The sequence below is a fragment of the Rhizobium sp. CG5 genome, assembly GCF_023701945.1.
GTDB lineage: Bacteria > Pseudomonadota > Alphaproteobacteria > Rhizobiales > Rhizobiaceae > Allorhizobium.
In genome coordinates, this window is record NZ_JABAEF010000009.1 from 91,256 (window position 1) to 104,660 (window position 13,405).

12 protein-coding genes and 1 pseudogene are annotated in these 13,405 nt (G+C 57.7%); 9 read left to right on the forward strand and 4 right to left on the reverse strand.

Annotation, left to right across the window (positions count from 1 at the left end):
* Window positions 1-39: 39 nt before the first annotated feature.
* Window positions 40-638 (reverse strand): annotated as a pseudogene (locus HGO38_RS16165) (carbonic anhydrase).
* Between the two features lie 363 nt (window positions 639-1,001).
* Between HGO38_RS16165 and HGO38_RS16170 the strand changes: the two are divergent.
* Window positions 1,002-1,709, forward strand: coding sequence for a peroxiredoxin-like family protein (locus HGO38_RS16170; protein ID WP_250956930.1), 708 nt, complete (start codon window positions 1,002-1,004; stop codon window positions 1,707-1,709).
* A 34-nt stretch (window positions 1,710-1,743) separates the two neighbouring features.
* Window positions 1,744-3,066: an O-acetylhomoserine aminocarboxypropyltransferase/cysteine synthase family protein gene (locus HGO38_RS16175; RefSeq protein ID WP_250956931.1), complete on the forward strand. Its 1,323-nt coding sequence runs from the start codon at window positions 1,744-1,746 to the stop codon at window positions 3,064-3,066.
* A 275-nt stretch (window positions 3,067-3,341) separates the two neighbouring features.
* On the opposite strand, the gene HGO38_RS16180 is transcribed toward HGO38_RS16175, so the two are convergent.
* The gene (locus tag HGO38_RS16180; RefSeq protein ID WP_250956932.1) at window positions 3,342-3,743 is read right to left on the reverse strand and encodes an ester cyclase; all 402 of its coding nucleotides are present in this window, start codon (window positions 3,741-3,743) and stop codon (window positions 3,342-3,344) included.
* Window positions 3,740-4,366, reverse strand: coding sequence for a nitroreductase family protein (locus tag HGO38_RS16185; protein WP_250956933.1), 627 nt, complete (start codon window positions 4,364-4,366; stop codon window positions 3,740-3,742). The genes HGO38_RS16180 and HGO38_RS16185 overlap by 4 nt, the downstream gene beginning before the upstream one ends.
* 123 nt (window positions 4,367-4,489) lie before the next feature.
* On the opposite strand from HGO38_RS16185, the gene HGO38_RS16190 reads away from it, so the two are divergent.
* Window positions 4,490-4,852: a winged helix-turn-helix transcriptional regulator gene (locus HGO38_RS16190; RefSeq protein WP_250956934.1), complete on the forward strand. Its 363-nt coding sequence runs from the start codon at window positions 4,490-4,492 to the stop codon at window positions 4,850-4,852.
* A 214-nt stretch (window positions 4,853-5,066) separates the two neighbouring features.
* Here the strand turns inward: HGO38_RS16190 and HGO38_RS16195 are convergent, their stop codons facing one another.
* Window positions 5,067-5,279, reverse strand: a complete 213-nt coding sequence (locus tag HGO38_RS16195; protein ID WP_250956935.1) for a LysR substrate-binding domain-containing protein — start codon at window positions 5,277-5,279, stop codon at window positions 5,067-5,069.
* Between the two features lie 49 nt (window positions 5,280-5,328).
* Between HGO38_RS16195 and HGO38_RS16200 the strand changes: the two genes are divergently transcribed.
* The 6 genes from HGO38_RS16200 to HGO38_RS16225 all read left to right on the forward strand — a co-directional run bounded on the left by HGO38_RS16200 (window position 5,329) and on the right by HGO38_RS16225 (window position 13,399).
* Entirely contained in the window at window positions 5,329-5,913 is a 585-nt protein-coding gene (locus HGO38_RS16200; RefSeq protein WP_250956936.1) for a zinc-dependent alcohol dehydrogenase family protein, read from the forward strand.
* 734 nt (window positions 5,914-6,647) lie between these two features.
* Window positions 6,648-6,998, forward strand: coding sequence for a response regulator (locus tag HGO38_RS16205; protein ID WP_250957072.1), 351 nt, complete (start codon window positions 6,648-6,650; stop codon window positions 6,996-6,998).
* Between the two features lie 62 nt (window positions 6,999-7,060).
* Window positions 7,061-8,371, forward strand: coding sequence for a methyl-accepting chemotaxis protein (locus tag HGO38_RS16210; protein WP_250956937.1), 1,311 nt, complete (start codon window positions 7,061-7,063; stop codon window positions 8,369-8,371).
* 330 nt (window positions 8,372-8,701) lie between these two features.
* Window positions 8,702-9,667 (forward strand): helix-turn-helix domain-containing protein, encoded by a 966-nt coding sequence (locus HGO38_RS16215; RefSeq protein ID WP_250956938.1) that lies wholly within the window; start codon window positions 8,702-8,704, stop codon window positions 9,665-9,667.
* A 390-nt stretch (window positions 9,668-10,057) separates the two neighbouring features.
* Complete coding sequence (locus tag HGO38_RS16220; protein ID WP_250956939.1) at window positions 10,058-10,810, forward strand: hypothetical protein; 753 nt, start codon at window positions 10,058-10,060, stop codon at window positions 10,808-10,810.
* A 741-nt stretch (window positions 10,811-11,551) separates the two neighbouring features.
* Window positions 11,552-13,399: a methyl-accepting chemotaxis protein gene (locus HGO38_RS16225; RefSeq protein WP_250956940.1), complete on the forward strand. Its 1,848-nt coding sequence runs from the start codon at window positions 11,552-11,554 to the stop codon at window positions 13,397-13,399.
* Window positions 13,400-13,405 lie beyond the last annotated feature (6 nt).

The window sequence follows — 13,405 nt, forward strand, 5'->3', positions numbered from 1 at the left end:
GGATCATCCGGAACTTGGCACGACGATTTTAGCCGAGCGTCAGACTATTGCCCGGCCGGCCTCTGTCGCGGTCTCGACCTCGTTGATCCGTCCCGTCTTGACGTCATAGATATAGCCGTAAATAGGAATATGCCCGGCAACGAGCGGGTGTTCACGGATGCGTCGAACATCCTGCACAACGCTGCGTTCATTGTCCGAAATCGTATGCCACTTGATGAACTGGCCGTGGGCACAGCCATTTCCATGTTTCGGGTTACTCCAGGTCGCGCCGTCGAAGGCCGCTGTCTCAAGATTGTCCTCCAGAAGATCGCCAATGATCTCGTCGGAGAAGAGTTCCATCCCGCAATTGGTGTGGTGGATGACGAACCACTCCTTCGTGCCGAGCAGCTTGTGGGAAATCACCAGCGAGCGGATGGCATCATCGCTGGCCCGCCCGCCCGCGTTTCGGATCACATGGGCATCGCCTTCTGAAAGGCCGGCATATTTGGCAGGATCGAGACGTGCATCCATACAGGTCAGGATGGCAAATCCGCGTGCAGGTGGCAGGGCCAGATCGCCTTTGTCGCCAAACGATGCAAGTAGTCTTCGTTAGCGCTCAGGACTTCCCTGTGGACCTGTGTCAGTGAATGCTCGGACATGTATCCTCCAAACTGAGGGGTTCGTTCGACGTCTGTAAACCCTATCATTCCGCAGAGATCGCTTTCAGACCATTGCGTTGCCCCGCTCGGGCCAGCCAAGAACCGCCGGGGCAATGTCCCGTCGCGCTGCTTAGGAGGACCGCGATAGAAAATTGTCGTCGCGTTTTTTGGGCGCCCCTAATGTGCTATTGTCTATGGTATTTGTAGAGTAAATTCATTTCATAGATGGTTCATTCCGGAAACATTTTTACCCTACTGGCGGAGTCGGGTCTGGTTGCCGTGCAACGAGGAGCGCTGAACGCAATTTTCAATGAACTCCGAAAAATTAGAAATTCATTACTCTACAAAAATGCTAGATAATCGATGCTGACTCCGATGCAGCCGCCGTCCTGCGCCTGTGTCCCGAAGGAGGAGGCATCCATGTCACTTGCCGTTGAGTTGAAGAAAACCGCAGACTCTTTAAAGGCCGCATTGCCGGCGGATATCTTTGCCGCAATCGGGCAGTCCATTGCGGATCTGAAGGCGACCGGAATCACCAAGAGAGCTGCGTCGGTCGGGTCGATCATTCCGTTGCCGGTTATCAAGGATTTCGATGGGAACGAAGTTGATCTCGGTACGCTTGCTGCCGATGGTCCGCTTGTGATCAGCTTTTATCGCGGCGGTTGGTGCCCTTACTGCAATGTCGAGCTGCGTGCTCTGTCCCACGCGCTCGGAGACATTGAGGCTGCGGGGGCAACTGTTGTTGCGATCACGCCCGAAAGCTCCGGCAATGCGCGCGAGACGGCCGGTAAGAATACACTCGGCTTTCCGGTTCTGATCGATGAGGGCAACCGCTATGCCCGCGAACTCGGGATTGTCTTCTCGTTGCCGGAAAAACTGCGGCCGCTCTATCGCGAGATCGGAATCGATCTTGTGGATTGGAATGGTGACGAAAGCTATGAGCTGCCGCTCGCGGCGACCTACATCGTTGATTCAAACGGCACCGTCGTCTGGGCCTTCGTCGATGCCGATTTCACTCTGCGTACAGAGCCTGCCAACATCGCGGCTGCCCTGCGCCGTGTCCTGGCCTGATCACATTCAAATCCATTTCTGAAAGGGAGATATCATGACATTGAAAACCACGCGCCCGGAAACGCTCGCTCTTCACGCCGGCTGGCGCGCCGATCCGGCCACCGGCGCCGTTGCGGTTCCGATCTACCAGACGACGTCGTTCCAGTTCCGCGATACCGAACACGCAGCCAATCTCTTTGCGCTGAAGGAACTGGGTAACATCTATAGCCGCATCGGCAATCCAACGGTTGATGTGCTGGAACAGCGCGTTGCTGCGATCGAGGGAGGTGTGGCAGCCCTGGCGCTTGCCTCGGGGCAGGCGGCGTCAGCTTTTGCGATCCAGAACCTTGCCAAAGCCGGCGACAACATTGTGAGCTCGACCGATCTCTATGGCGGGACTTGGAACCTGTTTGCAAACACTCTCAAGGATCAGGGGATCGAAGTCCGCTTCGTCGATCCGACCGACCCGGAGAATTTCCGCAAGGCAACCGATGAACGGACGAGGGCCTATTATGCCGAGACGCTTCCCAATCCGAAGCTGACCGTGTTTCCTATCGCCGAGGTCGCCGCCATCGGCCGCGAGGTCGGCATTCCGCTGATCGTCGACAATACGGCGGCGCCTCTGCTTGCCCGGCCGCTCGATCACGGTGCTGCAGTCGTCGTCTATTCGACGACCAAGTATCTCGGCGGTCATGGTACCTCTATCGGCGGCTTGATCGTCGATGGGGGTAATTTCGATTGGGCAGCCCATCCCGAACGCCAGCCGGCGCTTAACACACCGGACAAGAGCTATCATGGCGCGATCTGGACGGAAGCAGTCAAGCCGCTGGGACCGATCGCCTATATCATCAAGGCGCGTGTGACGCTGTTGCGCGATCTTGGTGCGCCGCTTTCGCCGTTCAATGCCTTTCAGATCATCCAGGGCATCGAGACGCTGCCGCTCCGGATCGAGCGCCACGTGAAGAATGCCGATGCGGTGGCGGATTATCTCTCGACGCGGCCGGAAGTGGCGAAAGTGATCCATCCGTCCAAGCAGACCGGCCTCTGGCGAGAACGTGCCGACAAGTATCTGAAGGGCGGCTATGGAGGGCTGGTCGGCTTTGAGCTCAAAGGTGGCCTGGAGGCGGGCCGGCGTTTCATCGACAGCCTGGAACTGCTCTATCACGTCGCCAATATCGGCGACGCACGCAGCCTGGCAATCCACCCGGCCACGACCACACATTCCCAGCTTTCGGGCGAGGAGCAACTGGCCAGTGGCGTGTCACAAGGCTATGTGCGCCTGTCGGTCGGCATCGAGCATATCGATGATATTCTTGAGGACATCGAGCGCGGTCTCGATGCAGCCTCCGGGGTCGGCAGCGACCGTCAGGTTGCCTGATTTCAGACCTTCGCCGGACCGCCGTGCGAGGGATGCGGCGGCTGGCTCTCTCCATTTACGGAGCTTGCGATGTCGGTCGAGCCTAGCCGGAGCGTCCGGTTCCATGTCGAGACGAGAAGACTGGAATGGCCGACCGTCATTCTGTCCGTCGAAATCAAACTGACGGAACCGACCTTTGCTGTGTGATGAGCTTACTCGCTTATCCAGGATTGCTTCGAGCAGGCCGGAGATGGCGACATTTGTGACGCCACCTCCGGCATGGTGACGTCGTGCCTTCAACTGATCTGCGCCATCAGCTTCATGATGTTCATCACGCCCCAGTGGTCGGTGATGACGTCTCCCTTGACCCTCAACACGTCGATCACGTCGAACGTCACAGAGCGCTCGGTCGGCGCGACGCCAAGGAATGCTCCCTTGTGGGTGGCGACATAGATCTTGCGTGTGGTGACGAGATCGCCGTCGTTGAGCTGGAACTCAATGGTCGCGGTCATATCGGGAAAGGCCGCTCGGAAGACATGGTACAGGTCTCTCGCGCCGTCCCTGGTGGGTGCGAAACCGGGCGAGGGCGTGTGATCCACGAAATCCGGGTGCATCAGGGCGTCGAAGGCTTCGAAGTCGCCACCGACCTGAACCTCCTCGACCAGCCTGCGGACGATCCTCTTGTTATGGTCGCTCATGGTTGGTACCCATCCGTGTCGGCCAAAAAGGCGAACTTGCCGCGAAAGGCAGATTCGGTGATCGGACGGCGGGGGCTCGGCGTCTCGCGGTTGCGCAAAACCTCCGGAAGAGTCTCGGCGCTTGCCCTCTTGCCGACGGCAATGACGACCTGCATGGCATATCCGTCCGGCATTGCGATAGCCTCGGCGGCGCGTTCGGCGTCGAACCCGCCCATGGCATGGGAAGACCAGCCGTTCAGGTGAGCCTGGATCGCGAAATAGCCCCAGGCGGCGCCCGCGTCGAAGCCATAGGACGGGTTGACGATTTCCTTGTCGGCTCCCGGCGGGATCAGCGTGGTCTTGGCGGCTACGGCGATCAGGGCCGCGGCGTTCTTCGCCCAGACTTGATTCCCTGTCCAGAGCGACGCCAGGATCGCATCAAACTCGACCTCGCCGCGGAAGCTGTACACGAAACGCCACGGTTGGGCATTGAGGCCTGACGGTGCCCAGCGCGCCGCTTCCAGCAGGCCGAGCAATTCCGGTTCCGATACCGTCTCTGCCGTGAAGGCCCGTGGCGACCAGCGGGCGGTGAAAAAATCCTCGATCGGATGATCGGCGGATCGAGAGACTGTCCGTGCATTCATTGGCAAACCTGCTTCCTTTTTGTTACCATCTGGTTCAAACTATTTGGCGGAAGCAAACCACGCAAGAAAGGGAGCGAGATATTACCTGGTCACCACGCCGTAACCGGGTTGATCCACAAGACCATGGAAACACTGGAAAACAATCTCGAAGACTGCCCGATCCGCGACGTGCTGCATCGTGTGTCGGACCGCTGGAGCATGCTGGTGCTGCTGTATCTCGAACAGGGAACCCTGCGGTTTTCCGAGCTTCGCAGGAGCATTCCGGATATCTCGCAACGGATGCTTTCGCAGACGGTCAGGCGGCTGGAACTGGACGGACTGGTGAAGCGAACGGTCTATCCTGTCGTTCCGCAGCGCGTGGAATACGAACTCACACCGCTCGGCGTCTCGTTGCTCGGGCCGGTCAACCTGATGAAGGCGTGGGCCGAATCCAATCACGAGGCCATACGGCAATCGCGGTCTGCGGGGCGTCCCAGCGCAAAATAAAGTCGACGTTGCCGAGCGTTGGTTAGGGGATTCGACTGCGCCGGCGTCAGCGTCGGCGCAATGTGTCTTGGGCAGATCGCCAGAACCGTGCCGCAATCGGCGGTGAATGAGTAGCCATCGCGCGGAATATCGCGCCCTTGCGTAGAAACCGCGGGCCATGCCCCATCAGGATGAGCACTACGTCTACGCTATAGCCCTCGAATGCCGCCCTTTCTCACGAGTCGATCAGGTGGATAGGCATGAACGCCTCGACGAGCGCATCCACCACGACCCGCACCTTGGGAGCCAGGTCCCGCGAGCGCGGCCAGAGCGCGGTTATCGGAGCATCCTCCGCGGGGGTGGCAATCGGCACCACTTCAAGGCGCCCGCTGCGGAGGGCGTCCCCCGCCAGCCAGGTCGAGAGATAGGTGACGCCAAGCCCGTTCACGGTTGCATCTCGCAAGGCCTCGCCATGGCTGATCGTATGGCGCGGTTGGATGACGAACGACCTGACCAGTCCGTCCGGGCCGCGAACCGCCCATGGCAGCGGGCGGCCATCTTTGGCGAAGGTCGCCCTGTTCGGGCTTCAAATCGCCCAGGCTTTCGGAGCCCGCGTGATCGTCACCTCGCGGAGCGCGGAGAAGCTTGAGCGCACGAAGGCGCTCGGCGCCTTCGGCGTGATCGACACGCGTACGAACCCGGACTGGACCGCTGCAGCGCTGGACCTGACCGACGGGCGCGGCGTCGATCATGTGCTCGAACTGATCGGCGGCGACAATATCAGCCAGTCGGCAGCCGCACTGACGAGCGGCGGGCGTATTGCCCAGATCGGCTTCATGAAGGGATCGGAGATCGTGCTGTCGGCGGTTCCCATGATGCTGAAGAGGGCCATCATCCAAGGCATCTCGGTCGGCCACAGACGATCCTTCGAGGACATGAACCGCGCCATCGACGAACACGGCATCAAGCCGGTGATCGACAGGGTCTACGGGTTTGAGGACGTGCGTGCGGCGTTCGATCATCTGGAACGCGGACCGTTCGGCAAGGTTGTGGTTCGGTTGGCGAATGAAGTTGGAAACTGATCCTCAATTCCGCCTTGCCGTGCCGTGCGGTGATCGGCGGCGTTTGCGCAGCTATGGCGTAGAACATCGCGCCACAGCGCATAATCGGCGGGGCTGGCGGGCCGGCAGGGATTCCAAACTGGGCATACGTCGAGAGTCTAAGCGGCTAACCTCGGCAGAGGGTTTTCCACCAATTGCAGGAATCGTTGGTTGTGAGTCCCCGCAACCAGTTCAAACATAACTCAATATCCGCTCCCATCTGATGGGGGCGGTTTTTGCGTTTGAGGGGCCGGTTTGTGCGTAGCATTCTCCCAATTGTTCACGCGCGTTGTGATCTGAGACCCAATTTCCCTCCAATTTCTGGGGATCAGAACACAGAGCACGATCTGAGGCATTTCATGCCGCCCTATGGAGAACTTTGGACCTCGACTGCGTGACTGACACTGCTGGCAAATCTTCACCCGAAAAGACTTTATTCGAGACCAATATCTACACGCCGATACGCTTCCCTGCCTGTTCGCTCTAGTCTGCGCGCAACTTTATAGATGCGGTGCAACAAAAGATCGCTCGACGTTTGAGTATAAGCCTTTCTCAATTTTTCCGTCCGAGGCTCGGACCATCAAGGCCGGTCGAGACACCCTCGCTTCGGGCCGCAGGGCCAGCCGGAGGTTCAATCCGCGCCGGTCATGCTGTTAAATTTCGGGCATGGAGCCCAAAGATTATTTTAGGAGAAAGAAATGAAGCCTATATTGCTGGTGGATGATTCCACGACGATGTTATCCAGCCTGTCGAGCATCCTGGCAAAGGCCGGCCTTGCTTTTTCAACGGCAGCAAACGGTCTCGACGCTATCGATATTGTCAATCGTGGCCTGTCGCCTTCGCTGATCATCACGGACTATCATATGCCGGGAATACACGGTGTCGAACTGATTTCTCGGCTGCGGCGACTTCCGCAAACGCGCTTCACGCCAATGCTGGTGCTGACCACCGACTCTCAGCAGGACAAACGCGCCGCGGCGAAAGCGGCCGGGGCGACAGGCTGGCTGGTGAAGCCGGTCGATCCGGCGGCCCTTCTCCAGGTGGTCCGCCAAGTTACGGCCGCCTAACTCCGTCCAATGTAGTGAAGTGAGCGGCCATGCGCGTCTTATCGACCCCGCGATTCCAATTCATGTTTGCGTTTTTATGCGGCATGGCACTCGTTGTGCTTGTCAGCTTTTCGTTCACCGCAGATTCCACTCTTATGCTCGTGTTCGCCGGCATGGTTTTGGCCGTCTCGGCCGCAGCGCATCTTGCGGGCGCAGGCAATGCGCTGAAGACCGGATCCCGCGGAACGGGACCGCTTACGGGCCGTAGCCCGCAAGATCCCGGTTGCGAAATCGCGATCGAGTCCGTTGAGCTGCCATCTGACGAGGCGCCAGCGAATGACAATATTGTCAGCCTTGACGATGAGCGGCAGCTTCGAATACAGGCTCAGCAACCGGCAACATTGCCTCATGATTTCGTCGTGTCACAGCTTGGCGAATATCCGACCTATGTCGAGTTGCTGACGCTGCAACTCCAGTCAGTGTCCCAAGTCAGCCAGCAGGCGGCTGAAAAGTTGATGACAAGTCTTCTCGACGTGGACCAGCGCGTCACGGTGCTTACGGCTTTTCTACAGAAGGCCGGCTCCGACGACAGTTCCGAGCAGATTCTGGGGCGTATCGAGCATCAGCTTTCAGCCTGTCGGCAGCATCTGAGCCACCTCAGTGACCAACAGGAGAGGGAAGCATCCGAGGCCATCGCTTTCCAAGACAAATTGTCGGACGAGACGCAGAGCGTTCTGGCGGTTCTGAACGGCGTTCAGCGAATCGCGCGACAGACCACGATGTTGTCGCTCAATGTCTCGATCGAGGCAGGCCGTGTCGGCGAGGTAGGAAAGGGCTTTGCCGTGATCGCGCAGGAGATCCGGTCGCTCGCGGGAGAAGTGCGCCTTATGGCAGACGATGTTCACGAGCGCGTCTCCGGCCTGATGTCTTCGGTGCATATGGACCTTAAGGAGCAGGCGAGGCGCCGGCAGCACAACGAAGCGGCTGCGATGGGCAATGTGTCCGAAGGGCTCGGCATCTTGAAGGCGAATCTTACTCTGCTTCTCGAGCATCAGCGCGAAGTTCTGGGACGCATCACTTGCGAAGCGACGGTCACCAACGAGAACATTGCGCAGCCGATCACATCGATGATGGGTAGCATCCAGTTTCAGGATATCGTCCGCCAGCAGATCGAACAGGTCATAGACATGGCGGAGAAGGTGAAGACGCATCTCGATTCAGTAAGGGCTGCTTTGCAGAACCCCGCTGGCTACGAAGGCGTCGAACTGATCGGCGAAGTGCTGGGAAGGCTCTTTTCCACCTATGTCATGCGGGAGCAACGGCAGATACATGGCACATTGCTCGGCCACGTCTCTGCGTCAGAAGAGCCCGTGGCCAGTATCGAACTCTTCTGACCTGTTCGAAGGCTCGTTCTTATACCCCCCTACCAGTGACGAGCGTGATCGCGTAGACGCTGTGTCCCCGTTCGAAGAGAGAGTCTCGCGGTTAAGGTCCTCGCGGAAAATATCTGGAATCTACATCAGTTAGCTTTAACTAGACGTCCGAACGAGAAGGTAAAGTGTAAAATACGGCATCATAGAGAAATTAAGTGAATTACTTGATAAGTCGAACGGCCATCGGAGCATAATAAATAAATGTAAAATGTATAAGTCGGCAAATTTATTGGTGGTGCCGTAGTATGTATCCGTCTCGATATTATTTTTAATCTAGATTTGGGGCCGAGCATGGGGAGGATAGATGATATTCCTCTGTTTTTAGACCGACCCAGGCCTTACATTTTCGGCCCAAATGCCGATCCTGTCCTGGATTTCAGCGGCTCGCCTGAGGCGCCTAAATGGCGGTTGCGGATCGGCGACATCGCTTTTGAATGGTCGATCCTGACAAATGACAGCAGCCTTGTCTTTGAGCTCCAAAACGAGAGCAAGACCTTTCTGTTTGTGGGCAAAGGTTGCGCCCATATTGATCAGGGGGAACCCGACGGCCAGTCTATTGCCGTGGCCGTTTTCCCGGCTCAGCGCATGGAAAAAATCATCGTGAAGGGCGGCAGCAGCTACGGCCTGGTGACCATACCAAATGCCTTGTTCACCAACAGGTTATCCAGCCTGCTGGGAGCGCCTGTGGAAAAACGGCTGGACTTCGTCCATTTTCCGGATCCCAGCAGAGATAGCGTGCAGGTGCTGCGGGACCAAATCTTCCAACTGCCTTCTTCCGGTCTCGTGGCGGTGACGACGCTCATGGGAGCGCGCCACCAAAGCGTTATCAACTTGCTGGTCGACTGCATCCTGATGCTGTATCCCAACAACTACTCCGGCATATTGCTGGACGCACCGCCAAGCATCGCGCCTCGACATGTCAGACGTGCGCTCGACTACATTCACAGCAATCCTCATCGCCAGATAGAGCCGCAAACGCTTGCCGACCTGAGTTCGGTAAGCAAGCGGACTTTGCAGTATTCGTTTGTTGCCGTAACGGGATTGACGATCAGCGACTACCAGAGGGTTCTCAGGCTGCGCCGCGCTTATGACATGGTGGTCGGCAGTCCCAGTGTTCCGCTCAAAGTCATAGCCGGCATGTGGGGCTTCGGCTCGCAAGCGGCCTTCGGGCAGAGCTTCAAGAAGGCTTTTGGCATGTCCCCCTCGCAGGCTAGACGCAACAGGGACGGCCTCAATATAAAGTCGCAAAGCAAGTGAGCAGGTTGGAGGGGGCGGCTTATGCTTTCGACAGATCTGATGGCTCTCGGCCTTAGCGGCCGCAATGGCCGGCGTGCCGCGTTCGCCCGGAGTGGCCGGCTGATCGGAACGAGAGCGGCAGACTGCAGGCCACGCCTTTCTTCGTTATGCCCCATCGTAAAGTCTCATCCCGATTGACGCTGCGTCTCAGCTTGATGGTCGCCGCGCTCACTCTGTCATCTTGTCACGGTTAGGTCTGAGCGGCATGGCCCCAGCTGTTGGGAGGGACTCCAAATGCATGAAAGAGGCGGCAGGCCAGGCATCCAGGCGTCTTAACCAGTTTAACGAAAACCGATGGATTTGGTCTCCCGCCCCGATTAATTCAATTGGCCACACGCGATCGGAGGCACAATGCAGTCTGTTTATATAACACGCAAAACGTTTTCTGATTTGGCCGACAATCCCCGGGTAACAGATTTCGAGTTCAGTGCCCGCAGAAGCTGTGGCCGTCTGCGCCTGGCCGTCTCGACCGATCGCGGCAACGGCTGGATCACCATCGATTTTTCCCCACTGCGACTGGAGGCGCTGTTCAGCGCAGATGATGATACGGTGCTGTTGTGTCGCCTTCCCGAGGCCGGAAACCGACGCCATATCGCCGATCAGATCGAAGCCGTCCTCAACGACCCTGCCGCGCTGCTTTGGCAATTGTCAAAACGCGATCACGAGGGCCTGCCCAGAGCGCCATGCTCGCCATCCCCGCCATCCCCGTCCTCAGAGACACTGACGATAACCGCTGCAACCATCCGCTCCCTGCTGTCCCAATCTCTCGTCAGGGACTTTGTCGTGGGTTCCGATGGAAAAGAGTGTCTGTTTCAGTTTCAGCCGAACCCCAATGCCTTTTTGGACGTGTCGTCGCGTGCGCCAAATGATTGGGTCGGATTTGATTTCAACGAAACCCAGCTGGATTGCAGCTGGTTTGACCTTAACGACACCTACCACATTTCCAGTTTCAACAGCCTTAAGGCCGAACTGGCGTCTCCGCTAAACGATCCCTTAGGGCATATGCTAGTGAGTGCCAACACCGCAAATTTCAGTTCTGCCGCCGGTGGCAACAAGAATGAAGTTTTCGCATTGCAGGCCAGCCTTCGGGACGCCTTCCAGTAGGGGACTGCAGTCAGACCTGCTGGCCGGCCTCGTCGTGCCGCACTGGGCACCAATCGCTCGATCGAAAAGCGATCTATACTTCGTGACCATCGATCGCATTTGATTTTCGAGATCACGACGAACCTCATTCGCGCCAGGAGTATGGACCTTGGCAACCTTCCTTTGCGATCAACCTGGTTCGGCATCCGGCTTCATTTGTTTTCCTTGCCTGACAGGCGGCCTTCTCTGTCGAAATGCGCAATTGCATTCCAGTAGCCACGACAGCAACCGCGTCACCTTGTGAAATAATGAGACCCGCTTTCGGGGTGATCGACGTTCAAAACGTTTGGCGCCGCCTGACGTCTTCCCGTTTCCGAGCTCAGCCAAAAATTTGCATTATCGACAGCTAAATCAATATTCAGTATAAAATATAGATCTGAATAAGTTTAGAATATAATTCTAAGATGGAATATTGTTTGATTTAAGATATAAATTCTATGCAGAAAAATCCTACTTTTAATATTAGTAAATTAATAATAATGCAAATAAATTGATAATTGTTAAGAAAATATAGGCATTTGTGAAATTTTCTATTCTAGTAAGTTTCGGGCAAGCGCAAATTTCTAAAAATAAACCGGAAAGATAGTGGAACCGTGGGCTTAATCGGAGACTTATTTTATGGCAATTTTAAAGAAATTCAGGACGAATTCTGATGAGACAGGCAGGTCCATCACGCCAGGTTCTCGCCTGAGCGGTGGCGCCGTGCGTGACGCCGAAGTGCAGCGCAAACGTGCGAGGACCCTTGCCAAGCAACAGCAGGCCGCCGAGCGGATCGCAGCGGCAACCGCCGAAATCTCATCAGGAATCAACGAATCTGCTTCGGCCTCGGAAGAGCTGAAGCGCGCCGCCGATCAAATTGCCGCGGGCGCCGAGGAGTCGGCCGGCGCGGCCCAGGAATCGCTTGTCGCCTGCCGCCAGGTGATGGATTCGCTGACGCGGCAGGTCCGGGCTTCGGAACTCAGCCAGGCGAAAATGGAGGCGACGCAGACTCTGGTCCAGCGCACATCTGGCGATATCGGCAGCCTGATTTCGAAAGTCAGCATTGCGGCGCAGCGCCAGGCGGGCTCGGTGCAGCTCATCTCGGAACTCGAGAAACAGGCCGCCAATATTGGCGACATTGTCAAGGCCGTCGGGCGAATTGCCGATCAGACCAATCTCCTGGCCCTGAATGCAGCCATCGAAGCTGCGCGCGCCGGCAAGCATGGCAAGGGTTTCGCCGTCGTCGCCGATGAAGTTCGGACACTGGCCGAGACATCGGAAAAAAGCGCCAAGCAGATTGCCGACCTCGTCGGACAGATCCAGGTCGACGTGACGACCATTACCGAGGGCATCAATTCATCGGCAAAGGCCGTCGAAGGCGAAGTCGAGCGCGGCAAGCAGATCACGCAGCAGTTGGAGCAGATCCGGGTTGACGCCGTCGAAATCGTGGCAGGCGTCAGCGAGATCGCAACCGGCGCGATTCAGTCCAACGCAGCGGCCGTGCAGGCCCTCAAGGGCTCCGAAGACATTGCAGCGGCGGCACAAGAGCAATCGGCGGCTGCGGAAGAATCGGCAAAGACGGTCGAAGAGCAGGCCACCGCGCTGTCCCAATGCGAACAGACGGCACAGGCGCTGACGGAATTGACCGAGGACCTGAAGAACTCCACCGACATCACCAAGAGCGCCGAAGAGGTGGCGTCCGCGGCCGAAGAGCTTTCCTCGGCCATTCAGGAAATCAACCAGTCCAGCAGCCAGATCATGACGGCTCTCGAAGAGATCCGCAGGGGATCGCAGACTGCCGCTGCCGCCACGGCGGAATCCGCAGCAGCCATGGGCCAGATCGAACGGGGCCTTGAAATTGCCCAGACGCGCGCCACCAACGGTCTGGAAAAGCTCGTGTCCATCAAGGGTCTGCTCGGCCTCAACAAGACCGCCGTCGACGGAATGATCAACGGCATCTTCTTGTCAGCCGACAGGACCCGCGCCAGCATCAAGCAGGTCAAGGAACTCGAGGTCGTCTCGCGTCGGATCGACAAGATTGTGGAAGCGATTTCCAATGTTTCGATCCAGACCAACATGCTGGCCGTGAACGGCTCGATCGAAGCGGCACGGGCCGGCGAGTTCGGCAAGGGCTTTGCGGTCGTCGCCACGGATATCCGCAACCTGGCGCGTGACTCGGCGGAAAATGCCGACCGCATCAAAGATCTTGTCAAAGCCGTTCAGGATCAGATCCAGGCGGTCAGCCGCGACCTTGACGAGATTGTCGAATCCGCCGTGAGCGAAGTCGAAAAAGCGAAGGTGACAGCAGAGAGCCTGGTGGTGATCGAAAACGATATCACCGATGTCGAGCGCGGCTCCGAGGAAATCCTGACGAGCGCAAACGAAATCGCCGTCGCCATCAGTCAGGCCAAGAAGGGCGTCGAGCAGATCGCGGCCGCTTCCGAAGAGGCCGAAAAAGCTGCAAGCGAAGCCGCCACGGCGGCCCGCCAGCAGACCCAGAGCGCCGAAGAACTTGCTACCGCGGTCGAGGAAATTGCATCCCTTGCCGACGAACTGCAAACCGCAGCCTGATCGGAG